Genomic DNA, 23,794 nt, shown 5'->3' on the forward strand with positions numbered 1-23,794 from the left:
CGGCCTGGTCAGTGTCGACGCCCGGGTCGCCGCCGTCGAACACAGTCGAGAGGAACCACCGTGACCGAGCCCGTGCAGCCCGTGCTGGAGCCCACCGCCCAGGCGTTCGCCGACGCGAACTCCACCCCGCCCTTCCTGTACCAGCTCTCCCCGGAGGAGGGCCGGAAGATCGTCGACGGCGTGCAGTCCGACCCGCCGCCGGTCCTGCTGGACGCCGACGTCTCCGACCTCACCATCGACGGTGGCCCCACGGGATCGGTCCGGGTGCGCATCGTGCGCCCGGCCGGTGCCACCGGCGTGCTCCCGGTGGTCCTGTACGTGCACGGCCTGGGCTGGGTCTTCGGCGGCCCGCAGACCCACGACCGGCTGGTGCGCGAGCTCGCCGTGGGGGCGCAGGCCGCCGTCGTCTTCCCCGACTACGACCTGGCGCCCGAGCACCAGTACCCGACGCAGATCGAGCAGGTGTACGCCGTCGCCGACTGGATCGCGATGAACGGCGCCGACGAGCGGCTGGACACCAGTCGGATCGCCATCGCCGGGGACTCGGTGGGCGGGAACATGGCCGCCGTCACCACGATCCTGGCCAAGCAGCGGGGCGGGGTCTCCTTCGCCGGCCAGCTGCTCTTCTACCCGGTCACCGACGCCTCGTTCGACACCGGCTCCTACCACCAGTTCGCCACCGGCTACTTCCTCGAGCGGGCCGGCATGCAGTGGTTCTGGGACCAGTACACGACCGACCCGGCCCAGCGCGCGGAGATCACCGCCTCCCCGCTGCGCGCCTCGCTCGACGAGCTCGCCGACCTGCCCCAGGCGCTGGTCATCGTGGGCGAGGCCGACGTGCTGCGCGACGAGGGCGAGGCCTACGCGGCCAAGCTCCGCGCGGCCGGCGTCCCGGTCACCGCGGTGCGCTACGGCGGGATCGTGCACGACTTCGTCGGGCTGAACCCGCTGCGGCACACCTACGCCGCCGAGGCCGCCGTCAACCAGGCCGTCGCGTTCCTGCGCGGCGTGCTCGGCACGGACTGACCGCCGTGCCCACGGTGGCCGAGCTCCTGGAGCGGATGCTCGACGGCGTCTTCAACGAGCCGGACCCGCAGCGGCGGGCGGCGGTGATCGCCGAGGTGTTCAGCGAGGACGTGGTCTTCGTCGACGACGAGCAGGCGGTGACCGGCCGGGACGCGCTGGCGGCCACGGTGACCGGCCTGCTGGCCCAGGGCCCGGGCTTCGTCTTCACCCCGGCCGGCCCGTTCCGCGGGGTGGGCGACCTCGGCATGCGGCCGTGGTCGCTCGGGCCTCCGGGAGCCGCGCCGGTGCTCGGCGGGCTGGACGTGGCGCAGGTCGTCGACGGCCGGATCGCCCGGCTCTGGACGGTGCTCGACCGGTGAGACCGCGGGGCGGGGACGGCGGCGCGCGTCCCCGCCCCGACGCGGTGGTGTCGACGGAATACGTGACTTGTCACGCTGTTCTCCGACCGAGCGGTGCACCGGGCGCCGCCGGTCAAGAGAGGCACGACGATGGGACAGCTCGACGGCAAGACGGCCCTGGTCACCGGAGCGACGTCCGGGATCGGTCTGGCGGCGGCCCAGCGGTTCGCCGCGGAGGGGGCGCACGTCTTCGTGACCGGCCGCCGCCAGGACGCGCTGGACGAGGCGGTCGCCTCGATCGGCCACGAGGCGGTGGGCGTGCAGGGCGACGTCGGCGAGCTGGCCGACCTGGACCGGCTGGTCGAGGTGGTCGGTGCGGCCGGGCGGGGGCTGGACGTGCTGTTCGCCAACGCCGGCGGCGGTGAGTTCGCCGCCCTCGGCGAGATCACCCTCGAGCACTACACCGGCACCTTCGACCGCAACGTCCGGGGCACCCTGTTCACCGTGCAGAAGGCGCTGCCGCTGCTCAACGCCGGGGCGTCGGTCGTGCTGGCGGGCTCGACGGCCACCCTGCACGGCACGCCGGCCTTCGGTGTCTACGCCGCCTCCAAGGCCGCGCTGCACTCGTTCGCGAAGACCTGGGCCGTCGAGCTGGCCGACCGGGGCATCCGGGTGAACACCCTGGTGCCCGGCAGCACCGCGACCCCCGGCCTGGTGGGGCTGGCCCCCGACGCCGAGGCCGCCCAGCAGATGCTGCACGGCATGGCGGCGGGCATCCCGCTGCGGCGGGTCGCCCGCCCGGAGGAGATCGCCGGCGGCGCGCTGTTCCTGGCCTCGGACCAGAGCAGCTTCATGACCGGCAACGAGCTGGTGCTGGACGGCGGCCAGGACCAGGTCTGACCGGCGCCCGTGCGCTGCGCGCGGGGGTGCGCAGCGCACGAGCTTCCCGCCGGCGCACCCGCTGGCGCAGACTTCACGGCGGCCACCGACCCACGAGGAGCACCCATGGACCAGATCGACCCGAGCGTCCCGCCGAGCGGCACCGGCTGCGTCGAGTGCGACGCGAGCGGCAGCTGGTGGCTGCACCTGCGCCGCTGCGCGGCCTGCGGGCACGTCGGCTGCTGCGACTCCTCGCCGAACCAGCACGCCACCGCCCACGCGACGTCGAGCGGCCACCGCGTCGTGCAGAGCTTCGAGCCCGGCGAGGGCTGGTTCTGGGACTACGTCGAGGGCGAGTTCGCCGAGGGCCCCGAGCTCGCGGCCCCGCACGCCCACCCGGCCACCCAGCCGGTGCCCGGTCCCGCGGGCCGGGTGCCCGCCGACTGGATGAAGCACCTCCACTGACCGGACGTCGCACCGTGGAGGACCGACCGTGGAACTGACCGCGGAACTGGTCGCCCTGGTCATCGCGGTCGGCGTCGTCGCCGGCCTGTGCAACCGGTTCGGCCTGCCCACCCCGCTCGTGCTGGTGGTCGTCGGGGCGGGCGCGTCCTTCCTGCCGTACGTGCCCGAGGTGCAGCTGGACCCGGACGTCGTCCTGTTCGCCCTGCTGCCGCCGCTGCTCTACGCCACCACCGCGCGGACGTCGCTGTTCGACTTCCGGCACAACAAGGCCAGCATCGTCGCGATGTCGGTGGTGCTGATCTTCTTCACCGCCCTGGTCGTCGGCTGGGTCACCTGGTTGCTGCTGCCCGGCGTGGCCTTCGCGGCCGCGGTGGCGCTGGGCGCGGTGGTCGCACCCCCGGACGCCATCGCCGCCTCGGCCCTCGGACGGCGGCTGGGGCTGCCCCGGCGGGTGGCCACCCTGCTCGAGCACGAGAGCCTGGTCAACGACGCCGCAGCGCTGATCGCGCTGAGCGTGGCGGTCTCGGCGCTGACCACCGAGCCCTCGCCGTTCGAGGTCGCCGGCGACTTCGCCTGGGCGGTGGTGGGCGCGGTGCTCGTCGGCGGGGTGGTCGCCGCGGTGCTCGCCGTCGTCCGGGCCCGGGTGCAGGACCCGGTGCTGGACACCCTGGTCTCCTTCGTCGCCCCCTACCTGGCCTTCCTGGCCGCGGAGGAGGTGCACGCCTCGGGCGTGCTGTCCACCGTCGTCACCGGGCTGGCGCTGGCCCACGTGTCCCCGAAGGTGCAGACGGCGACCGCGCGGGTGACCGAGGCGATCACCTGGCGCACGGTCGCGTTCGTGCTGGAGAACGGCGTCTTCCTGCTCATCGGCATGCAGCTGCCCGGGCTGCTGTCCGGCGCCGCCGACAGCGGTCTCGGCGCCGGCCGGGTCGCCCTGGTCTGCGCCGGGGTGCTGGTCACCACGATCGTGGCGCGCTTCGTCTTCGTGTTCGGCCTCGCCGGGCTGCTCACGGTCGGGACGCCGGGCATGCGCCGACTGGCGTGGAGCCCCGGGGTCGCCGGGCTGGTCTCCTGGGCGGGCATGCGCGGGGTGGTCACGCTGGCCGCGGCCCAGGTGCTGCCCGAGGACCTGCCCGACCGCGAGGTGCTGCTGCTGGCGGCGTTCACCGTCGTCGTCGGCAGCCTGCTGGTGCAGGGCTCGACCCTGCCGTGGCTGGTGCGCAAGGTCGGCCTGCCGGCCCCCGACCCGGCCGAGGACGCGCTGCAGGCCGCGGTGATCGGCGACGCCGCCAACGCCGCGGGCCTCCAGCGGCTCGCCGAGCTGACCACCGGCGAGGAGCCCGAGGGCGTCGTCGACCGGCTGCGCGACCGGTCGATCGCGCGGTCGCACGCGACGTGGGAGCGGCTGGGCCGTCCGTTGGCCGACCAGCAGACGCCCTCCAGCATCTACGCCCGGCTGCGGATGGCGATGCTCGACGCCGAGCGGGACGTCGTGGTGCGCGCCCGCGACGCCGGCACCGCCCCGGCCGAGGTGCTGGAGGCCGCGCTCAACGCCATCGACGTCGAGGAGTCGCTGCTCGACCGGCACGAGGAGCTGGAGTCGCTGGACCGCGAGCGCCCGCTGGCCCCCCGGCCCAGCGACGAGCACTGCGCGCACCTGCGGCTGGCGCCGGTGGGCGTCGCGCACCCGGAGTCGGCGTGCGAGGACTGCCTGCGCGAGGGGACGACGTGGGTGCACCTGCGCACCTGCATGACCTGCGGGCACGTGGGCTGCTGCGACTCCTCGCCCCGGCGGCACTCCCGCGCGCACTTCGGCGCCGAGGGGCACCCGGTCGTCGTCAGCGCCGAGCCGGACGAGGCGTGGCGCTGGTGCTGGATCGACAGCGAGCTCGGCTAGGCCCCACCCCACGATCGCGCCCTGGAGCACCTGTCCGGCCCGGGACGGGTGCTCCTCGGCGCGATCGCGGGGCGTCGGGGGCGGCTGGTAGACACGACCCGTGGCACAGACCCGTTCCGTCGACGAGTCCTTCCTCGCCCTCCCGCTGTCCGCGCTCGCCGAGGCCGCGCTGACCCGGGCGGTCGACCTCGGCTGCGAGCACGCCGACCTGCGGGTCGAGCGGATCCGCACCCAGTCCATCCGGCTGCGCGACGCCCGGCTCGAGGCGCTCGGCGACGGGGAGGACCTGGGGCTCGCCGTCCGCGTCGTGCACGAGGGCACCTGGGGCTTCGCCGCCGGCGTGGTGCTCACCGCGGCCGAGGCGGTCCGGCTCGCCGAGGAGGCCGTCGCCGTCGCGCAGGTCTCCGCGGCGATGAACACCGACCGGGTCGAGCTGGCCCCCGAGCCGACGTACCCCGACGGGGAGTGGGTCTCGGCCTACGAGGTCGACCCGTTCGCCGTCCCGGACGCCGAGAAGACCGCGCTGCTCACCGAGCTGTCCGAGCGGCTGCTGGCCGCCGACGGCGTGGAGCACGTGAGCAGCAGCGTCATGCAGGTCAAGGAGCAGAAGTTCTACGCCGACACGGCCGGCACCCGCACCCGCCAGCAGCGGGTCCGGGTGCACCCGGAGTTCACCGCGCTCACCGTCGACCGGGCCACCGGCACCTTCGAGTCGATGCGCACGCTGGCCCCGCCGGTGGGCCGCGGCTGGGAGTTCGTGGCCGGCGACGGCTGGGACTGGCGAGGTGAGCTCGCGGAGATCCCGGAGCTGCTGCGGGAGAAGGTCAAGGCACCCTCGGTCGACCCCGGCCGCTACGACCTGGTCGTCGACCCGTCGAACCTGTGGCTGACCATCCACGAGTCGATCGGCCACGCCACCGAGCTCGACCGCGCGCTCGGCTACGAGGCCGCCTACGCCGGCACCTCGTTCGCCACCGTCGACAAGCTGGGCACCCTGCAGTACGGCTCGCCGCTGATGAACGTCACCGGCGACCGCACCGCCGAGCACGGGCTGTCGACCGTCGGCTGGGACGACGAGGGCGTGGCCGGCCAGCAGTGGGACCTGATCCGGGACGGCGTGCTGGTCGGCTACCAGGTCGACCGGAACATGGCCCGTCTGCGCGGGATGGAGCGCTCCAACGGCTGCGCCTTCGCCGACTCCGCCGCGCACGTGCCGGTGCAGCGGATGGCGAACGTCTCGCTCCGGCCGGCGCCCGACGGGCCCTCGACCGAGGAGATCATCGGCGGGGTCGAGCGCGGCATCTACGTGCTCGGCGACAACAGCTGGTCGATCGACATGCAGCGCTACAACTTCCAGTTCACCGGTCAGCGCTTCTACAAGATCGAGAACGGGCGGCTCGCCGGGCAGCTCCGCGACGTGGCCTACCAGGCGACGACGACGGACTTCTGGGGCTCGATGACCGCGGTCGGCGGCCCGCAGACCTACGTGCTGGGCGGTGCCTTCAACTGCGGCAAGGCCCAGCCCGGGCAGGTCGCGCCGGTCAGCCACGGCTGCCCGACGGCGCTGTTCGAGCAGACGAACATCCTCAACACGAAGCAGGAGGGCGGGCGGTGAGCACCGTGACCCCGCAGGAACTGGTCGAGCGGGCGCTGGCCGCCTCGACGGTCGACGGCCAGATCACCTACGTCACCGAGAGCTCGGAGGCCAACCTCCGCTGGGCCAGCAACAGCCTGACCACCAACGGGGCGATGCGGTCCCGGCAGGTCGTCGTCATCTCCTTCGTCGACGGCGGCGCGGGCATGGCCACCGGCACGGTGGCGCGCACCGGCTCCCCCGACATCGCCGAGCTGGTGGCCAGGAGCGAGCAGGCCGCTCGTGACGCCGGCCCGGCCGAGGACGCCGTGCCGCTGATCAGCGAGGCGCCGGCCGGCTCGGGGAACTGGGACGCCGAGGCCGCCGAGACCTCGATCGGCGTCTTCGCCGACTTCGCGCCGGCCCTCGGAGAGGCGTTCCAGGCCGCCCGCGGTCGCGACGAGCTGCTCTTCGGGTTCGCCGAGCACCAGCTGGCCACCACCTACCTGGGCAGCTCGACCGGGCTGCGGCTGAGGCACGACCAGCCCACCGGCCGGGTCGAGCTGAACGGCAAGAGCACCGACTTCGGCCGCTCCGTCTGGGCCGGGGTGGGCACCCGCGACTTCACCGACGTCTCGGTGGCCGACCTCGCCGCCGAGGTGCAGCAGAAGATGGCCTGGTCGCAGCGGCGCATCGAGCTGCCGGCGGGGCGCTACGAGACGCTGCTCCCGCCGTCCACCGTCAGCGACCTGATGATCGTCGCCTACTGGTCGATGGAGGCCCGGGACGCCGACGAGGGCCGCAGCGTCTACGCCCGGCAGGGCGGGGGCAACCGGATCGGCGACCGGCTGGCCGCCCTGCCGCTGGACCTGCGCAGCGACCCGAACGCCCCCGGCCTGGAGACCTCCCCGTTCCAGGTCGTCGGTGGCTCCTCGGGCAGCGCGTCGGTGTTCGACAACGGGATGCCCACACCGGCGGTCGACTGGATCTCCGGCGGCGTGCTGACCAACCTCGTGCGGCCGCGGGCCTGGGCGCTGAAGACGACCGCGCCCGCGACGGCCGCCGTGGACAACCTGGTGCTGGAGGACCCGAACGCCACCGCGTCCCCGGCCGAGATGATCGCCGGCACCGAGCGCGGGCTGCTGCTCACGACGCTCTGGTACATCCGCGAGGTCGACCCGCAGACCCTGCTGGTCACCGGGCTCACCCGCGACGGGGTCTTCCTGGTGGAGGGCGGCGAGGTGACCGGTGCGGTGAACAACTTCCGGTTCAACGAGTCGCCGGTCGACCTGCTGGCCCGCGCCACCCAGGCCAGCCGCACGGAGCGGACGCTGCCCCGGGAGTGGAACGACTGGTTCACCCGCGCGGCGATGCCGATGCTGCGGGTGCCGGACTTCAACATGAGCTCGGTGTCGCCCGCGAGCTGACGCCCCCGGGAGCATCGACCGAGCTCTGCGAGGGAGGAGCGGACCGGGGGCGGAAGCCGCGGAGCGGTGTCGCGAGCTGACGCCGCGGATCGGCATCGCGAGCTGACGACGCCGGGTGGGGACGCGGCCGTGCCGCCTGCCCCGGGAGGGGCAGGCGGCACGACCTCCGGTGGAACGGCTCGCCGCCTCGGGTCAGGCGACGGCGAGCCGGGACTCAGACCTCCTGCAGCTCGCGGCGGCGACCGGCGACCATGAGGCCGGCCCCCGCAGCGAGGACGACCAGGCCGAGGGCGGCCGGGACGCGGACGTCGCTACCGGTGTAGGCCAGCTCCTGCGAACCGCTGGAGGCGGCGACGGTGCTGTGGTGGCTGGCCGGGGTGTAGCTGCTGGCCGGGGAGACCGCCGCCGCGTGGACGGGGGCCGAGGCCGGGGCGGTCACGACGACCACGGTGTGGACGACCGGGGCCTGCGCCGCCGGAGCGGTGCCGGCCGGGGCAGCCGGGGCAGCCGGGGCAGCCGGCTTCACCGGGTGGGTCGGCTGGACGGGGTGCTCGGCCTTCGTGCAGTCCTCGCCGTGGTGGTGCCCACCGTTGCCGCTGCCGGGGGTCTGGCCGTGGTGCCCGCCGTGGTGCCCGCCGTTGTTCCCGCCGTTGTTCCCGCCGTTGTTCCCGCCGGGGGTCTGGCCGTGGTGGCCACCGGTGTTGCTGCCGTTGCCGGAGTTGGCGCCGGTGTTGGAGCCGACGTTGCCGCCGGTGCCGGTGCTGTTGCCGCCGGTGGCGTTGCCGCCGGTGGGGTTGCCGCTGTCGATCACGTTGCCGCCGTTGGCGCTGCCGGTGTTGGTGACGTTGCCGGTGGTGGTGGTGGCCGAGCAGTTCACGTCGCCCTTGACCGAGAAGCAGAAGACGTAGGTGACGTTGCCGCCGGTGTTCCCGCCCTGCTTGATCGTGCCGCCGTTGCCGCCGAGGACGGCACTGTTGCCGGCGGAGCCCCCGGTGGTGGTGGTGTCGCCGCCGGTGCCGCTGCTGGAGTTGCTGCTGCCAGCGTTGGCGTTGCCGGAGGCGATCGCGGCGTAGACGGCGCTCCACCAGGCGGGGCTGCCCACGCTGGTGTCGACCTGGTTGCCGGAGTTGGCGCCGGTGTTGGAGCCGACGTTGCCGCCCGTGCCGGTGCTGTTGCCGCCGGTGGCGTTGCCGCCGGTGGGGTTGCCGCTGTCGACCACGTTGCCGCCGTTGGCGCTGCCGGTGTTGGTGACGTTGCCGGTGGTGGTGGTGGCCGAGCAGTTCACGTCGCCCTTGACCGAGAAGCAGAAGACGTAGGTGACGTTGCCACCGGTGTTGCCGCCCTGCTCGACGGTGCCGCCGTTGCCGCCGGCGACGATGCCGTTGCCGGCGGAGCCCCCGGTGGTGGTGGTGTTGCCGCCGGTGCCGGTGGAGGTGTTGTCGCTGTCCGCGTCCGCGTCACCGGACTCGGTCTCGCTCTCGGCGACACCCGAGCCCGAGCCGGAGCCGGAGGTCGTGCCGACCCGGTTGCCGGAGTTGGCGCCGGTGTTGGAGCCGATGGTGCCGCCGGTGCCGGTGCTGTTGCCGCCGGTGGCGTTGCCGCCGGTGGGGTTGCCGCTGTCGATCACGTTGCCGCCGTTGGCGCTGCCGTCGTTGGTGACGTCGCCGGTGTCGGTGGTCGCGTCGCCGTCGGCGTCGCCGAGCACGCTGCCCGAGCCGCTGCCGGTCTCGTTGCCACCGGTGTTGCCGCCCTGCTCGACGGTGCCGCCGTTGCCGCCGAGCACGGCGCCGTTGCCGGCCGAGCCCCCGGTGGTGGTGGTGTCGCCGCCGGCGCCGGTGGAGGTGTTGTCGCTGTCGGCGTCCGCGTCCCCGCTGGTGACGTCGGAGCCGGCGTAGGAGACCGACGGGCCGGAGCCCGAGCCGGAGCCCGAGCCGCTGGTCGTGGTCACGTGGTTGCCGGAGTTGGCGCCGGTGTTGGAGGTGATGTTCCCGCCGGTGCCGGTGCTGTCGCCGCCGGTGGCGTTGCCGCCGGTGGGGTTGGCGCTGTCGATCACGCTGCCGCCGTTGACGCTGCCGGTGTTGCTGACGTTCCCGGTCGAGGTGGTCGCGGTGGCGGACGAGTCGCCGAGCAGGCTGCCCGAGCCGCTGCTGGTCTCGTTGTGGCCGGTGTTGCCGCCCTGCTCGACGGTGCCGCCGCTGCCGCCGGCGACGACGCCGTTGCCGGCCGACCCGCCGGTGGTGGTGGTGTCGCCGCCGGTGCCGGTGGAGGTGTTGGTGCTGGTCGCCGTCGCCTCGCCGGACTCGACCGCGCTGCCGGCGTAGGACACCGAGGGGGCGCTGCCGGAGCTGGAGCCCGAGCTGCTGGAGGTGTCGGTGGCGTTGCCCGAGTTGGCGCCGGTGTTGGAGGTGATGTTCCCGCCGGTGCCGGTGCTGTCGCCGCCGGAGGCGTTGCCACCGGTGGGGTTGGCGCTGCCGGTCACGCTGCCGCCGTTGGCGCTGCCGGTGTTGCTGACGTTCCCGGTCGTCGTGTCCGCGGAGGCCGACGAGTCGCCGAGCACGCTGCCCGAGGAGGCCGTCGTCGTGTTGCCGCCGGTGTTGCCGCCCTGCTCGACGGTGCCGCCGCTGCCGCCGGCGACGACGCCGTTGCCGGCCGACCCGCCGGTGGTGGTGGTGTCGCCGCCGGTGCCGGTGGAGGTGTTGGTGCTGGTCGCCGTCGCGTCGTCGGAGGTGACCTCACTGCCTGCTGCGCTCACCGCGGGAGCCGCCTGGGTGGTGTCGGCGTTGGCCGCCGTCTGCCCCAGGAGCCACATGCCCCCGGACATCGCCACGATGGCGAGTCCGTTCCTCACAGAACTTCTCATCACTGGGTTCCCTGTCTGCTGTGCGCGTCATCGCGCTGGGAGAGATGGACTGACTGACCTGCGGGGCGGCCGCGCTGCTCGGTGTGCCCCCCGTGGCACACCAGGGGCTGCGACGGACCGCGAGCGGCCGGATCAGTCGGGTCGGGAACCCGGGTCGCTCGTCGTGCTCACGACGAGCTCAGCGCCCGGGCGCAGCAGCGCCTCGGACGTCGGTGCCGCGTCGACCCGGAGGTCGGCGCAGAGGACGGCAGCGGGGGAGCCGGCGGAGCCGGACGCCGTGCCGAAGCTGATGCCGCAGGAGCCGACGGGCACGACCACCGTCAGCGGCTGGACGGGGGCCGGGAAGCCGGGGAAGCCGGGGAAGGTCGGCGCGGGGGACGTGCCGGGTGCACCGGCGGCGTCGGCCGCGCCCGAGGTGGCGGCGAGGGCGACCGGGTCGCCGACGGCCGCCGGGGCGGCCCGCTGGGCGGTGCCGCGGGCGCCGTGGCCGCGGGAGGCGGTGCCCGACCGGTCGTCGCCGGCGTCGACCCGGTCGAGGACCTGGAGCGCGCCGCACGCCTGGAGTGCCGGGGCGAGCGTGGCGGAGTCGGTGCTCGCCGGGCCGATCTGGGTGCCGGCGGTGAGGGCGGGCGTCGCGGCGGACGCGGTCGCCGTGCCGGTCGCCGCTGCCTCGGCCGCGCTCGCGGCGTCGTTCGCGGACGGCGTGGTCGTCGAGGTGGTCGTCGAGGTGGTCGCCGGCGTGGAGCCGGTGGTGGTCCCGGGACCGTCGGTGCCCTCGGCGTCGGTGCCGTCGGGGTCCTCGGTGCCGCCGGTCGGGGGAGCCGGGTCGCTGCCGGGAGCGGGGGTGCCGGTGCCCGTCGTGGCGCCGCCGGTGCCCGTGCCCGTGGTCCCGCCGGAGGTGCTGCCGGAGCCGCCCGTCGTCCCCCCGCTGGTCCCGCCGCTCGCCCCTGCAGAGCCCTCGGTCGCCGGCTCCGGTGTGGTGGCGGGCGGTTCCGGCGTCGGCTCCTGGGCCGGTGGCTCCGCCGGCGGAGGCGGCTCGGTGACGTCGTCGACGGCCGTCGTGACCGCCTCGACGACGGGTTCCCCCACGGGGTCCACGACGGCTTCCACGACGGCTTCCACGACGGGCTCGACCACGGGTTCGACGACGGCCGTCACCTCGCTGAGGAGGGTCTCGGCGACCACCGGTTCGGCCGGCGCGTCCTCTGCCCGGGCGACGTCCGCGGTGATCAGCAGACCGGCGTAGACGCCGACCCCGAGGAGCACCGTCCGGAGCCCGCGGCTCACCCGCTGACGGCCTGCCGCAGGCGGCTGGCCGCCCTCGACGTGACCGGCGGTGAACACGGAGCGAAAGCTAGGAACGTCTTGTGTCCCAGGCCACACCCGGTCCAGAACCGGGGCAGAATGGCGGCGTGTCGGGGTTCCGGCTCAACGGGCGGCGCTCGTGGGAACACGGAGCGTCACCAGAGCCGGCACCGAAGTGTTCTTGGTATCAGCGTGATACCGACCCGAGGGGTTGGGCAGATGGCAATGACGCTGCGCCTGACGGCGAGCGAGACCGAGGCCCTGCGCCGGCGTGCCCGGGCCGAGCACCGCTCCATGCAGGAGGTGGCCAAGCGCGCGCTGGACGAGTACATGGACGCGCACGACCCGTCGGCGCCGCTCGACGTCCTGCTCGACTGGCAGCTCACCCGGTACGCGGGGGCCCTCGAGCAGCTCGGGCGATGGCGGGACTGACGCCGGAGGACCTGGTCCACGTCGCCCGCCGCTCGGTGGGGGACGACGTGAGCGTCCGGGACCCGGGGCTGCTCGCCGCCGCGCTGGCCAGGGTCGAGGCGTGCGTCTTCGGCCAGGAGGTCTACCCGACGGTCCGGGAGAAGGCGGCCGCGCTGCTGCACTCCCTGGTGACCACCGCGCCGCTGCGCGAGGGCAACCGGCCGTTCGCCCTCGCCACCACGCTGGTCTTCCTCGCCCAGCACGACGAGCAGCTGACGCTGTCCGACGCCGACGCGGTGGCGGTCGTGACCGCGATCGTCACCGGCCGGCTCGAGTCGGTGCACGAGATCGCCCTCGCGCTGGAGCACGGCCTCGGCTGAGCCCCCGCGGGGGCGTCAGCGCTGGTCGCGGCCGGTCTGCCCCGGGTCGGGGGTCGAGGTGGCGATCGCCGGGTCGACCGGGTCGCCGGTCGGCTCCGGGCCCACCTGGGTCGGGTCCGGGGTGCGGAACGGGGGGTCGGCGTCCGGTGCCCCGCCGGAGCCCTCCCCGGTCTCCTCGGGGCGGTCCGGCTCCTCCCCGCCGACGCCGAACCCCTCGGCGGGCGGCGGGGCGCCGGTGCCGGCGTCGGCGGCGGGGATGCCGTCGTCCTGGGTGGGCTGGACCGGGTCGAACGGTGCGCTCATGGACATGAGGGGTCCGGTACCCCGCCCGGCGACGTCCGCACCTCGCGCAGGTGACCGCCCGGTGATCAGCCGTCGACGACCTCGGTGTTCTGCGCCGCGACCAGCAGCCAGCGGCCGTCCTCCTTGGCCATCACGTAGGTCGGGCTGCCCGGGTTCACGCCCGGGAGCGGGACGCCGTCCCGGCCGACCGGCGTCTGGCGCACCTTCACCGCGACGACGTCCGGCCGGATGAACACCACGTGCTCGACCTCGTAGGTGGCGGTCGAGGCCGCCATCGCCCCCGGCAGCACCTGGTGGGTGAACGCCGAGATCGCGTCGCGACCGAGGAGCCGCCGGCCACCGCCGGTCGTCCAGATCGCGTCGTGCCGGAAGAGCCCGGCGAACTCGTCGGGCAGCTCGTTCTGCTGGGCGTGCTCCAGGGTGGCGACCACCGCGGAGATCGCGCGCAGCTCGTCGGTGAGGTCGTCGGCCGGCATCAGGGTGTCCATGCCCGGCACCCTGGCGGCTGCAGTGGACTGGAGGTCAAGGGGTCGCACAGCGGCCCGTCCGGTCGCTACCCTCTGCCCGGGCCGTGACTGGCGCATCGCAGGTGGACGACCACCGGGGAGCGGCCCCGTCGACCCGACGTCCGCCGCGCGCCTGGGCTCCCGTTCGACCGAGGAGCGCCCGTGACCAGCACCGTCAGCCGCGAGTCCACCGCCTTCACCAGCGCGCTGGACGTCATCGCCCGGGTCGAGCCGCGGGTGGCCGCCGCGATCGGGCAGGAGCTCACCGACCAGCGGGAGAGCCTCAAGCTGATCGCGAGCGAGAACTACGCCTCGCCCGCCGTGCTGCTGGCGATGGGCAACTGGTTCAGCGACAAGTACGCCGAGGGCACCCCGGGCCGGCGGTTCTACGCCGCCTGCCAGAACGTCGACACCGTCGAGCGGCTGGCCGCCGAGCACGCCCGCGAGCTCTTCGGCGCCGACCACGCCTACGTCCAGCCGCACTCGGGCATCGACGCCAACCTGGTCGCCTTCTGGTCGATCCTGGCCGCGAGGGTGGAGGCCCCCGCGCTGGCGGCGGCCGGGGTGGCGAACGTCGACGCGCTCGGCGAGGACGACTGGGCCCGGGTGCGCCGCGCGCTGGGCGACCAGCGGATGCTCGGCATGTCGCTGGACGCCGGCGGCCACCTCACCCACGGCTTCCGGCCCAACATCTCCGGCAAGATGTTCGAGCAGTCCAGCTACGGCACCGACCCGGAGACCGGGCTGATCGACTACGCCGCGCTTCGCGCCCGGGCCCGCGAGTTCCGCCCGCTCGTGCTGGTGGCCGGCTACTCCGCCTACCCGCGGCTGGTCGACTTCGCCGCGATGCGGGAGATCGCCGACGAGGTCGGCGCCACGCTGATGGTCGACATGGCGCACTTCGCCGGGCTGGTGGCCGGCAAGGTGCTCACCGGCGACCTCGACCCGGTGCCGCACGCCGACGTCGTGACCACCACCACGCACAAGTCGCTGCGCGGGCCGCGCGGCGGGATGGTGCTGTGCACCGACGAGTTCGCGCCGTTCGTCGACCGCGGCTGCCCGATGGTGCTCGGCGGCCCGCTGCCGCACGTGATGGCCGCCAAGGCCGTCGCGCTCGCCGAGGCCCGCCGTCCGGAGTTCGCCGGCTACGCGCAGCAGATCGTGGCCAACGCCCGCGCCCTGGCCGACGGCCTGCTGCGCCGGGGAGCCCGGCTGGTCACCGGCGGCACCGACAACCACCTGGTGCTGGTCGACGTCAGCAGCTTCGGGCTGACCGGCCGACAGGCCGAGGCCGCGCTGCTGGACGCCGGCCTGGTCACCAACCGGAACTCCGTGCCGGCCGACCCGAACGGGCCCTGGTACACCTCCGGCATCCGGCTGGGCACCCCCGCGCTGACCACCCGCGGGCTGCGCGAGGCCGAGCTCGCCGAGGTCGGCGACCTGCTCGTCGACGTGCTGAGCAGCACCCAGCCCGACGGTGACTCGAAGGCCCGCTACCGGCTGGACCCGGCGGTGGCCGAGCGGGTGCGGGCCCGGGCGGCCGAGCTGGTCGGCGCCCACCCGCTCTACCCCGAGGTTGACCTCTCCGGCCAGGGCTGACCCCCTCGGCTCCGCCGTTGCGCACTCGTCGGGGCACCGCCCCCGCGGGAGACCCCGACGAGTGCGCACCGGGCAGTGCGGAGTCGGGCACGCGGCGGTAACCGGGCGCGGTCGCGGTGCGGTCTTCGTAACGACAACTCGTTCCGGGCGTCACCACGGGGAAACCGCCGGCGACGAGCGTTCTCGCCATGACGACGAGCGCTCCGGGGCGGGTGCACGACGCGCACCGGCACCTCGGGGTGCTGCCCGCCCACCCCTTCTACGGCGGCCCGCCGGTCAACCCGGACACCACCGCCCGGGCCACGATCGACCAGCTCGTCGCCGACCTGGACCGCGAGGGCACCGAGCGCGCGCTGGTCATCCCGAACTACGGCGTCCCCGACCCGACGGCGTCCTTCGCGCTCAACGAGCTGGTCGTCGAGGCGGCCCAGCGCGACGACCGGATCCGGGCCGGCCTGTGGACCAGCCCGCGCCCGCAGGACGCCGTCGCCACGGAGGAGGCGCTGGCCCTCGCCGGTGAGGACGGCGTCGCCGCGCTGAAGCTGTCCTTCCTGCTCGGCGGCGGGGTCGACGACCCGGCGTGCCGGCCGCAGCTCGACGCGGTCTTCGCCGCGGCCCGGCAGCACGACCTCGTCGTGCACGTGCACACCAGCCCCGGCGCGGCCAGCGACCTCGACCAGGTCGGCCGGCTCGTCGACCGGTACGCCGACGACGTCGCCGTCCACCTGGTGCACATGGGCGGCGGGATGAGCGGCCACATCAAGCTCATCGGCTCGCGGTTCTTCGACTGGGTCGCCGCCGGCAAGCGCGTCTACACCGACACCAGCTGGGCGATCGGCTTCGCCCCGCGCTGGTTCGCCACCGAGATCGAGCGGCGCGGCACCGGCGCCGACCGCGTGCTGTTCGCCTCCGACCAGCCCTGGGGCGACTTCGAGGGCGAGTACGCCCGGCTGCTCGCCGCGACCGGCGGGGGCGAGCTCGCCGACCTGTTCTTCCGCCGCAACTTCGAGTCCCTGCACGGTTCCTGACACCGATCGAGAGGCACTGAGATGACCCAGACCCTGCCCGCCACCACCGGCACCCCGCTGATCAGCGACGCGGACCTCAAGGCCGCCCAGGACACCAGCCGCGGCGAGATCCAGCACCCCTCGCTGCCCAAGGGCAGCAACCTCTACGGCTCGACCAAGATCTTCCCGGACTACCAGGCCGGCGAGGGCGAGAGCTACTTCACCCTGGTGCACGGGATCGCCCACGAGTCCTCGGTCGCCTTCGTCGCGTGCCTGCAGGCGCTGCGCGCGCTGCGCAAGGGCTACGAGTCGGTCCTCTACTTCTACGGCCCGGGCGCGATGAACGCGATGGCCACCCGCGGCTTCCCGACCACCGGCGACAACGGCTTCCCGGGCGAGCAGAACATCAACAGCCAGATCGAGCGGTTCATCGAGGAGGGCGGCACGGTCTACGTCTGCCGCTTCGGCCTCTCGCTGCACGGGCTCCGCGAGGAGGACCTGATCGCCGGCACGATCCCCTGCCACCCCCTGGACGTGCAGGACGCGCTGATCCACTACGCCCGCAAGGGCGCGATCATCAACTCCACCTACAACCTCTGAGGCCGGGGTCGTGACCTCCGCTCCGACGAGGGCCTCGACCCGGGTGGACGTCGCGATCCTCGGCGTCCGGGTCGACGCCCAGGTCACCCGGCGGGCCGGGGCGGGCCCCAGCGACGACGGGCACGTGCTGCTCGGCGGGCACGGGGCCGCCCTGCCGCTCAACCCCGACTCGCCGTACTCGATCAGCGGCGGCCGGCTGCTGCTGGACGGCGCCGACCTGGGGCTGGACGCCGAGGCGGTCGAGCGGCCGCGGTTCTACGACCTGAGCACCGCGGACGGCGTGCCCTACGAGAAGCTCGCCCGGCTGCACGGCCGGGACGTGCTGGCCACCACGGTGGTGCAGACCTGCGTCCGGTACGCCGAGGCCGAGCGCTGCCGGTTCTGCGCGATCGAGGCCTCGCTGGCGGCCGGGGCGACCACCGCGGTGAAGAGCCCGGCGCAGCTGGCCGAGGTCGCCGAGGCGGCGGTCCGGCTCGACGGCGTGCGGCAGATGGTGATGACCACCGGGACGACGAACGGCCGCGACCGCGGCGCACGGCACCTCGCCCGGTGCGTGCGCGCGGTCACCGAGGCGGTGCCCGGGCTCCCGGTGCAGGTGCAGTGCGAGCCCCCGGCGCCGGAGGACCTGGCCGCGATCGGCGAGCTGAAGGCCGCCGGAGCCACCGCGATCGGGATCCACGTCGAGTCGCTGGACGACGACGTCCGGGCCCGCTGGATGCCGGGCAAGGCCACGGTGCCGCTGGCCCAGTACCGCGCGGCGTGGGCCGAGGCGGTGCGGGTGTTCGGCCGGAACCGGGTGTCCACCTACCTGCTGGTCGGGCTGGGCGAGGACCCCGACGAGCTGGTCGCCGGTGCCCTCGAGCTGGCCGAGGCCGGGGTCTACCCGTTCGTCGTCCCGTACCGGCCGCTGGCCGGGACGCTGGCGATGGCGGATGGGGTCGGGGCCCCCGACCCGGCGGTGCTGCAGGACGTCACCGACCGGGTGGCGGCCGGCCTGCGCCGGCTGGGCATGCGCGGTGCCGACCAGGGCGCCGGCTGCGCGGCGTGCGGCGCCTGCAGCGCCCTCCAGGCGGCCGGCGGATGAGGGCCCCCACCCCCGAGATGGCCATCTCCGGGCTCCAGAACCCCCAGAAGATGGCCATCTTCGGGGGACCGGACGCCCCGGAGATGGCCATGTCCGCGGAGGCGGAGCGGGCGAGCCTGGACCGGAACGTGCTGCTCGTCGACTTCCGGACGCCGCCGACCACGGGCTCCTGGCAGGTCGAGGAGGCCGACGCCGCCGGGGCGGCTGCCCACCGCGCGCTGCGGCAGGCGGCGTTCGTCGAGGCCCAGGGCCTGTTCGCCGGCACCGACCTGGACGCCACCGACGACGACCCCCGCGCCGTGACCCTTGTTGCACGTGGAACATCTGGGGCGGTCCTCGGCGGCGTCCGCCTCGCCCCGGCCGATCCTGGTGGCCCGGACGTCGGCTGGTGGACCGGTTCCCGGCTGGTCGTCACCCCCGACGCACCCCGCGGCCTCGGTGCGGCCCTGGTCACCGCCGCCTGCGCCCGCGCCGAGCAGGCCGGCGTCCTCCGCTTCGACGCCACCGTGCAGCAGCGCTACGCCGGGCTGTTCGGCCGGCTGGGCTGGCAGCCGACCGGGACGGCGGAGATCGGCGGCCGCCCGCACACCACGATGACCTGGCCGATCGGCCGCATCGCCGCCCTCGCCGCGGCCACCAAGCAGCCGCTCGGCGACCTGCTCGGCGGGTTCCACCTCGGCGGCGCGGGCTATGTCGGCGATGACGGCGCCCCGGTGCCCGGCACCGACGTGATCGCCGCCTGCGACGCGATCCTGCCCTCGATGGTCGAGCGCGACCCCGGGTGGGCGGGCTGGTGCGGCGTGCTGGTCAACGTCAACGACCTGTCGGCGATGGGAGCGGCGCCGCTCGGGCTGCTGGACGCGGTCGGTGCCCGGGACGCCTCCTTCGCCGCCCGGGTGCTCGCCGGGCTGCGGGAGGCCAGCCGGGCCTGGGGCGTGCCGGTGCTCGGCGGGCACACCCAGCTCGGCGTCCCGGCCTCCCTCAGCGTCACCGCGCTCGGCCGCACCGACCGGCCGGTCCCCGCCGGCGGCGGTCGCCCCGGCCAGCACGTCTCGCTCACCGCCGACCTCGGCGGGGGGTGGCGGCGCGGGCACACCGGCCGGCAGTGGGACTCGACCAGCACCCGGACGACGGCGGAGCTGCAGCTGATGGGCTCGGTCGTCGCCCGCACCGCCCCGGCCGCGGCCAAGGACGTGAGCATGGCCGGCCTCGTCGGCACGCTCGGGATGCTCGCGGAGGCCAGCGGCTGCGGCGCCGTGCTCGACGTCGCCGCCGTCCCCCGGCCCCCGGCGGCCAGCGTCGGCGACTGGGCCACCTGCTTCCCCGGCACCGCGTTCCTCACCACCGACGCCCCCGGCCGCGCCGTCGCCCCCGCCGGGCCGGCCACCAGCGCCGTCTGCGGCGAGCTCGTCGCCGGCTCCGGCGTGCAGCTGCGCTGGCCCGACGGCTCGCTCACCCCCGCCGTCCCCGGGCCGGTCACCGGCCTGGGGTGCGCCGACACCCCTGGAGTGACCCGATGACCATCTCCGTCGCCGCCGTCGCGGCCCCCTTCGGCCGCGACCTGGAGGCATCGTTCGCGCTGATCGCCGACCTGGTCGAGCGCGCCCGCGCCCAGGGCGTGCGGCTGCTCGCCCTGCCCGAGGCCGCGCTCGGCGGCTACCTCGCCGACCTCAGCGGCGAGGGGGCGCCCGACCTCCCGCCGGCGCTGGACGTCGACGGCCCCGAGGTCGCCCGGCTGGCCGCGATCGCCGGCGACCTGGTGGTGACCGCCGGGCTGTGCGAGTCCGACGGCGCCCGGCGCTACAACACCGCCGTCGCGGTCACCGGGGACGGCGTCCTGGGCGTCCACCGCAAGGTCCACCAGCCGCTCGGCGAGCACCACTCCTACGCCGCGGGTGACGGGTTCCGCGCCTTCGACTCACCGATCGGGCGGATGGGCATGATGATCTGCTACGACAAGGCCTTCCCCGAGGCGGCCCGCACGCTGGCCATGGACGGCGCCGAGGTCATCGCCTGCATGTCCGCCTGGCCCGCGGCCCGCACGCAGAGCTCGCCGGACCTCGCCGAGGACCGCTGGACCCGCCGCTTCGACCTGTTCGACCAGGCCCGGGCGCTGGAGAACCAGGTGGTCTGGCTCTCGGCCAACCAGAGCGGCACGTTCGGGCAGCTCCGCTTCGTCTGCAGCGCCAAGGTCGTCGGCCCCGGCGGCGAGGTGCTCGCGACGACGGGGGTCGAGCCCGGGATGGCGGTGGCCCGGGTCGACGTCCGGGAGCTGCTGGACGGCGCCCGGCGGTCGATGGCGCACCTGCGCGACCGCCGGCCGGACTCCTACGGCGTCCTCGCGGGGGTCTGACCGTGACGACCGCCCAGACCGACCGCCCGGTGACCACCCGCGCGCTGCCCGAGCGGGTGGCGGTCGCCGTCGTCGGCGGTGGCCAGGCCGGGCTGTCGATCTCCTGGCACCTGGTGCAGCAGGGCATCGAGCACGTCGTGCTGGAGCGGGACACCATCGCCCACGAGTGGGCCGACGCCCGCTGGGACACCTTCTGCCTGGTCACCCCCAACTGGCAGTGCCAGCTGCCGGGGTGGCCCTACCGCGGCGAGGACCCCGACGGCTTCATGCTCCGCGACGAGATCGTCGAGTACGTGCGCGGGTACGCGGCCTCCTTCGGCCCGCCGGTGCACGAGGGCGTCGCCGTCACCCGGCTCGCGCCGGCGCCGGACGGCGGCTACCTGCTGACCACCAGCGCGGGGGAGGTCGCCGCCGAGCAGGTCGTGCTGGCGGTCGGCGGGTACCACCTGCCCGTCGTCCCGGCCTACGCCGGCGGGCTGCCGGCCGACGTCGTCCAGCTGCACTCCCAGCAGTACCGCAACCCCGACCAGCTTTCCGCCGGTGACGTGCTGGTGGTCGGCACCGGGCAGTCCGGGGCGCAGATCGCCGAGGACCTGCACCTGGCCGGCCGCCGGGTGCACCTGGCCGTGGGCAGCGCGCCGCGGATCGCTCGCCGCTACCGGGGCCGGGACGTCGTCGCCTGGCTGCACGACATGGGCCACTACGACATGCCGGTCGAGCAGCACCGCGACGGCGAGGCCGCCCGGATGGGCACCAACCACTACGTCACCGGTCGGGACGGCGGGCACGACATCGACCTGCGCCGCTTCGCCCTCGAGGGGATGCAGCTCTACGGCTCGCTCACCGGGCTCGCCGACGGGCGGTTCAGCTTCGCGCCGAACCTGACCGAGCACCTCGACGCCGCCGACCGGGTCAGCGAGAACTGCAAGGACCTCATCGACGCGCACGTCGAGCGGGCCGGCATGGACGCCCCGGTGGAGCCGCGGTACACCCCGGTCTGGACGCCGGACGCCGAGCCGGCCTCGCTGGACGCGGCCGCGATCGGCAGCGTCGTGTGGGCGACCGGGTTCCGCGCCGACTGGAGCTGGGTGCGGGTGCCGGTGTTCGACGGCGCGGGCTACCCGACGCACTCCCGCGGGGTGACGGCCGCGCCGGGGCTCTACGTGCTGGGCCTGCCGTGGCTGCACACCTGGGGCTCGGGCCGGTTCTCCGGGATCGCCCGGGACGCGGCGTACCTGGCCGAGCGGATCGCCGAGCTGGCCGGGGCGCCGACCGGGCTGGGCCGCTCGCTGGCGGTGGCCGCTGCGTCGTCCGCGGCGCGCATGGCGTGACCACCCGACCGCTCGCACCAGCTCTCGGCGCCGAATGCTGGTCGTCGGGGCGGGGCGCGTGAGGATCGCGGCCGTCTCGGCGCACTTCGGCCGGGACGTCGAGCAGTGCCTGGCCAAGATCGAGGGGATCGTCGCCGACGCGCGCGCGCAGGACGTGCGGCTGCTGGTCTTCCCGGACGCGACGATCGGCGGCTACCTCGGCGACCTGGGCCGCGGCGACGACACCGGGCTGCCACCGGCGCTGGACGCCGGGTCGCCGGAGCTCGCCCGGGTCGCGGCCGCCGCCGGGGACATGGTCGTCTGCGTCGGCTACCGGGAGAGCGCGGGCGGCCGGCACCACAACAGCGCCGTCTGCGTCACCGGGGACGGCGTGCTGGGCCGGCACCGCAAGGTGCACCAGCCGGTCGGCGAGCTGCCGGCCTACGCCGCGGGCGACGCCTTCACCGCCTTCGACACCCCGGTCGGCCGGATGGGCATGCTCATCGACTACGACAAGACCTTCCCCGAGGCCGCCCGCACGCTGGCCGGCCGCGGCGCGCAGCTGGTCGCCTGCCTCTCCGCGTGGCCGGCCAGCCTGACCAACCGGGCCCCGCGGCTGGTGCAGGACCGCCAGTCGCGGCTGTTCGACCTCTACGACTGCGCCCGGGCCGCGGAGAACCAGGTGGTCTGGGTGTCGGCCAACCAGACCGGGACGATGGGCCGGCTGCGCTTCCTCGGCCAGTCCAAGGTCGTCGGCCCGGGCGGTGACGTGCTGGCCCGCACCTGGGCGAAGGCCGGCCTGGCCCTCGCCGAGCTCGACGTGCCGGCCGAGGTCAGCCGCGCCCGGCTGGTGCTGGACCACCTGCGCGAGCTCAAGCCGGAGGCGTACGCGTGAGGGTCGCCCTGCTCACCTACTCGACCAAGCCGCGCGGCGGCGTGGTGCACACCCTGGCGCTGGCCGAGGCGATGGCCCGGGCCGGGCACGAGGTGAGCGTCTGGTCGCTCGGCCGGGGCGGCGACGCCGCCTTCTTCCGGCCGGTCGACCCCGCGGTGACGCTGCGGCTCGTGCCGTTCCCCGACGTGCCGGGCGAGGACGTCGGTGCGCGCATCCTCCGCTCGATCGAGGTGCTCGGGAACGCCTTCCGCGACGACTCCTACGACGTGGTGCACGCCCAGGACTGCATCAGCGCCAACGCCGTCCCCGGCTGCGTGCGCACGGTGCACCACCTGGACACCTTCAGCACCCCGGAGCTGGCCGCCTGCCACGAGCGGGCGATCGTCCGGCCCCGGGCGCTGGTCTGCGTCTCCGCCGCGGTCGCCGCCGAGGTGGCCGGAGGCTGGGGGCGGACGGCCACCGTGATCCCCAACGGAGTCGAGGCCGACCGGTTCGCCGCTGCCGCCGGGCCGGCGGGGGCGGCCGGCCGCCGGGCCTGGCGCGACCGGCTGGGCCGCTACGTGCTGGCGGTCGGCGGCATCGAACCGCGCAAGGGGACGCTCGACCTGGTCGAGGCGTTCGCGCTCGTCCGGGCGCGGCGGCCGGAGCTGCAGCTCGTCGTCGCCGGCGGGGAGACCCTGTTCGACTACCGCGACTACCGGGAGCAGGTGTTCGCCCGGGCGACCGAGCTCGGCGTGGCCCCCGTCGTCCTGGGGCCGGTGGCCCACGCCGACCTCCCCACCCTGGTCGCCGCGGCCGACGTCTTCGCCTTCCCCTCGACCAAGGAGGGGTTCGGGCTGGCCGCGATGGAGGCGCTCGCCGCCGGGGTGCCGGTGGTCACCCGGGACCTCCCGGTGCTGCGCGAGGTGTTCGGCGGCGCCGCGTCCTTCGCTCCCGACCCGGCCGGGCTGGCCGCGGCGCTGCTCGCCGAGGTGGGGGAGGACCGCAGGTCAGCGGGGCGCGCGCTGGCCCAGGGGCACAGCTGGGACGCCGCCGCGGCGGCCCACCTGGGGCTGTACGGGACCCTCGGGGCGGGTGGGGCGCCCGGGGCCGGTGGGACGGTTGTGCGCAGCTTTTCGGCCGAACCGCGTTTCATGCCCTCCTGACACGGACATGAAACCCGGTTCGTGTCTACTTCTCCTCGAACGCCGACGACGACCCCCTGCCTCCGCGGCAGGACGGCGAGGGGAGCACGACATGTCGTACCAGAAGCCTTCGATCTTCCAGCTGGGCAAGGTGCACGAGAACGGTCCGTCGGTGATCGTCTCCGGGTGGGGCCTGGGCATGTGCGCCTCGGCCTGCCGCTGCCACCGCAACCCCGCCGACGGCCAGCTGGCCCTCGCCGAGGACCAGGCCGGCGGCAGCCTGGGGCTGCAGAGCTTCACCGCCACCGGCAGCTGCGACTGCTGCGAGGCGTGGACCTCGGCCGAGCTGGCCTCGATCCTGCGCGACGTCGCCGCCCTCGAGGCCCTCGACGCCTCGGAGCCCGCCGCGGGCTGACCCGCACCTGCGCACGACGAGCCGCCCACCGGTCACC

At 75.0% G+C, this 23,794-nt stretch carries 23 protein-coding genes and 1 riboswitch; of the genes, 19 read left to right on the forward strand and 4 right to left on the reverse strand.

Annotated features, from left to right (window positions below):
• Nucleotides 1–60: 60 nt before the first annotated feature.
• The 7 genes from FHX36_RS16660 to FHX36_RS16690 all read left to right on the forward strand — a co-directional run bounded on the left by FHX36_RS16660 (nucleotide 61) and on the right by FHX36_RS16690 (nucleotide 7,605).
• Nucleotides 61–1,026: an alpha/beta hydrolase gene (locus tag FHX36_RS16660; protein WP_110551903.1), complete on the forward strand. Its 966-nt coding sequence runs from the start codon at nucleotides 61–63 to the stop codon at nucleotides 1,024–1,026.
• Nucleotides 1,027–1,040: 14 nt separating this feature from the next.
• Nucleotides 1,041–1,385: a nuclear transport factor 2 family protein gene (locus FHX36_RS16665; protein WP_220035910.1), complete on the forward strand. Its 345-nt coding sequence runs from the start codon at nucleotides 1,041–1,043 to the stop codon at nucleotides 1,383–1,385.
• Between the two features lie 129 nt (nucleotides 1,386–1,514).
• Nucleotides 1,515–2,264, forward strand: coding sequence for an SDR family NAD(P)-dependent oxidoreductase (locus tag FHX36_RS16670; RefSeq protein WP_110551905.1), 750 nt, complete (start codon nucleotides 1,515–1,517; stop codon nucleotides 2,262–2,264).
• A gap of 105 nt (nucleotides 2,265–2,369) precedes the next feature.
• Nucleotides 2,370–2,708: a UBP-type zinc finger domain-containing protein gene (locus FHX36_RS16675; RefSeq protein WP_110551906.1), complete on the forward strand. Its 339-nt coding sequence runs from the start codon at nucleotides 2,370–2,372 to the stop codon at nucleotides 2,706–2,708.
• Nucleotides 2,709–2,736: 28 nt separating this feature from the next.
• Entirely contained in the window at nucleotides 2,737–4,605 is a 1,869-nt protein-coding gene (locus tag FHX36_RS16680) for a cation:proton antiporter domain-containing protein (protein WP_110551907.1), read from the forward strand.
• 100 nt (nucleotides 4,606–4,705) lie between these two features.
• Nucleotides 4,706–6,220 carry a TldD/PmbA family protein gene (locus FHX36_RS16685; RefSeq protein WP_110551908.1) on the forward strand — a complete coding sequence of 505 codons (1,515 nt, stop codon included), beginning with the start codon at nucleotides 4,706–4,708 and terminating at the stop codon, nucleotides 6,218–6,220.
• Nucleotides 6,217–7,605, forward strand: a complete 1,389-nt coding sequence (locus tag FHX36_RS16690; protein WP_110551909.1) for a metallopeptidase TldD-related protein — start codon at nucleotides 6,217–6,219, stop codon at nucleotides 7,603–7,605. Before FHX36_RS16685 ends, FHX36_RS16690 begins: the two co-directional genes overlap by 4 nt.
• Before the next feature lie 214 nt (nucleotides 7,606–7,819).
• On the opposite strand, the gene FHX36_RS16695 is transcribed toward FHX36_RS16690, so the two are convergent.
• Together FHX36_RS16695 and FHX36_RS16700 are read right to left on the reverse strand one after the other, a co-directional pair.
• Entirely contained in the window at nucleotides 7,820–10,453 is a 2,634-nt protein-coding gene (locus FHX36_RS16695; RefSeq protein WP_146251571.1) for a beta strand repeat-containing protein, read from the reverse strand.
• Between the two features lie 144 nt (nucleotides 10,454–10,597).
• Entirely contained in the window at nucleotides 10,598–11,809 is a 1,212-nt protein-coding gene (locus FHX36_RS16700) for a hypothetical protein (protein WP_183513915.1), read from the reverse strand.
• A gap of 186 nt (nucleotides 11,810–11,995) precedes the next feature.
• Here FHX36_RS16700 and FHX36_RS16705 point away from each other — a divergent pair, with 186 nt between their 5' ends.
• Together FHX36_RS16705 and FHX36_RS16710 are read left to right on the forward strand one after the other, a co-directional pair.
• Nucleotides 11,996–12,202 carry a ribbon-helix-helix protein, CopG family gene (locus FHX36_RS16705; RefSeq protein WP_110553358.1) on the forward strand — a complete coding sequence of 69 codons (207 nt, stop codon included), beginning with the start codon at nucleotides 11,996–11,998 and terminating at the stop codon, nucleotides 12,200–12,202.
• On the forward strand, nucleotides 12,190–12,561 hold the full coding sequence (locus FHX36_RS16710) for a type II toxin-antitoxin system death-on-curing family toxin (RefSeq protein WP_110553359.1): 372 nt from the start codon (nucleotides 12,190–12,192) through the stop codon (nucleotides 12,559–12,561). Before FHX36_RS16705 ends, FHX36_RS16710 begins: the two co-directional genes overlap by 13 nt.
• A 15-nt stretch (nucleotides 12,562–12,576) precedes the next feature.
• Here the strand turns inward: FHX36_RS16710 and FHX36_RS16715 are convergent, their stop codons facing one another.
• Both FHX36_RS16715 and FHX36_RS16720 read right to left on the reverse strand, forming a co-directional pair.
• Nucleotides 12,577–12,864 carry a hypothetical protein gene (locus FHX36_RS16715; RefSeq protein WP_246405502.1) on the reverse strand — a complete coding sequence of 96 codons (288 nt, stop codon included), beginning with the start codon at nucleotides 12,862–12,864 and terminating at the stop codon, nucleotides 12,577–12,579.
• A gap of 65 nt (nucleotides 12,865–12,929) precedes the next feature.
• A complete protein-coding gene (locus FHX36_RS16720; protein ID WP_110553361.1) occupies nucleotides 12,930–13,352 on the reverse strand; it encodes an SgcJ/EcaC family oxidoreductase in 423 nt (140 codons plus the stop codon).
• A 73-nt stretch (nucleotides 13,353–13,425) separates the two neighbouring features.
• Nucleotides 13,426–13,516: riboswitch (ZMP/ZTP riboswitch) on the forward strand.
• Between the two features lie 16 nt (nucleotides 13,517–13,532).
• Here FHX36_RS16720 and FHX36_RS16725 point away from each other — a divergent pair.
• The 10 genes from FHX36_RS16725 to FHX36_RS16770 all read left to right on the forward strand — a co-directional run bounded on the left by FHX36_RS16725 (nucleotide 13,533) and on the right by FHX36_RS16770 (nucleotide 23,757).
• The gene (locus FHX36_RS16725) at nucleotides 13,533–14,969 is read left to right on the forward strand and encodes a glycine hydroxymethyltransferase (RefSeq protein WP_110553362.1); all 1,437 of its coding nucleotides are present in this window, start codon (nucleotides 13,533–13,535) and stop codon (nucleotides 14,967–14,969) included.
• 188 nt (nucleotides 14,970–15,157) lie between these two features.
• On the forward strand, nucleotides 15,158–15,997 hold the full coding sequence (locus FHX36_RS16730) for an amidohydrolase family protein (RefSeq protein WP_110553363.1): 840 nt from the start codon (nucleotides 15,158–15,160) through the stop codon (nucleotides 15,995–15,997).
• Nucleotides 15,998–16,018: 21 nt separating this feature from the next.
• Nucleotides 16,019–16,576 carry an MSMEG_0572/Sll0783 family nitrogen starvation response protein gene (locus FHX36_RS16735; protein ID WP_220036031.1) on the forward strand — a complete coding sequence of 186 codons (558 nt, stop codon included), beginning with the start codon at nucleotides 16,019–16,021 and terminating at the stop codon, nucleotides 16,574–16,576.
• Between the two features lie 10 nt (nucleotides 16,577–16,586).
• Nucleotides 16,587–17,660: an MSMEG_0568 family radical SAM protein gene (locus FHX36_RS16740; protein WP_110553364.1), complete on the forward strand. Its 1,074-nt coding sequence runs from the start codon at nucleotides 16,587–16,589 to the stop codon at nucleotides 17,658–17,660.
• Nucleotides 17,657–19,180, forward strand: a complete 1,524-nt coding sequence (locus FHX36_RS16745) for an MSMEG_0567/sll0787 family protein (RefSeq protein WP_246405503.1) — start codon at nucleotides 17,657–17,659, stop codon at nucleotides 19,178–19,180. The genes FHX36_RS16740 and FHX36_RS16745 overlap by 4 nt, the downstream gene beginning before the upstream one ends.
• Entirely contained in the window at nucleotides 19,177–20,013 is an 837-nt protein-coding gene (locus tag FHX36_RS16750) for a carbon-nitrogen hydrolase family protein (RefSeq protein ID WP_110553404.1), read from the forward strand. The genes FHX36_RS16745 and FHX36_RS16750 overlap by 4 nt, the downstream gene beginning before the upstream one ends.
• A gap of 2 nt (nucleotides 20,014–20,015) precedes the next feature.
• Nucleotides 20,016–21,344 carry an MSMEG_0569 family flavin-dependent oxidoreductase gene (locus tag FHX36_RS16755; protein ID WP_258372934.1) on the forward strand — a complete coding sequence of 443 codons (1,329 nt, stop codon included), beginning with the start codon at nucleotides 20,016–20,018 and terminating at the stop codon, nucleotides 21,342–21,344.
• Nucleotides 21,345–21,402: 58 nt separating this feature from the next.
• The gene (locus FHX36_RS16760) at nucleotides 21,403–22,218 is read left to right on the forward strand and encodes a carbon-nitrogen hydrolase family protein (RefSeq protein ID WP_220036036.1); all 816 of its coding nucleotides are present in this window, start codon (nucleotides 21,403–21,405) and stop codon (nucleotides 22,216–22,218) included.
• Entirely contained in the window at nucleotides 22,215–23,363 is a 1,149-nt protein-coding gene (locus tag FHX36_RS16765; protein ID WP_110553402.1) for an MSMEG_0565 family glycosyltransferase, read from the forward strand. Before FHX36_RS16760 ends, FHX36_RS16765 begins: the two co-directional genes overlap by 4 nt.
• 91 nt (nucleotides 23,364–23,454) lie before the next feature.
• Nucleotides 23,455–23,757 (forward strand): hypothetical protein, encoded by a 303-nt coding sequence (locus tag FHX36_RS16770; protein ID WP_110553401.1) that lies wholly within the window; start codon nucleotides 23,455–23,457, stop codon nucleotides 23,755–23,757.
• Nucleotides 23,758–23,794: the final 37 nt, after the last annotated feature.

This window comes from Modestobacter versicolor (genome assembly GCF_014195485.1).
Lineage (GTDB): Bacteria > Actinomycetota > Actinomycetes > Mycobacteriales > Geodermatophilaceae > Modestobacter > Modestobacter versicolor.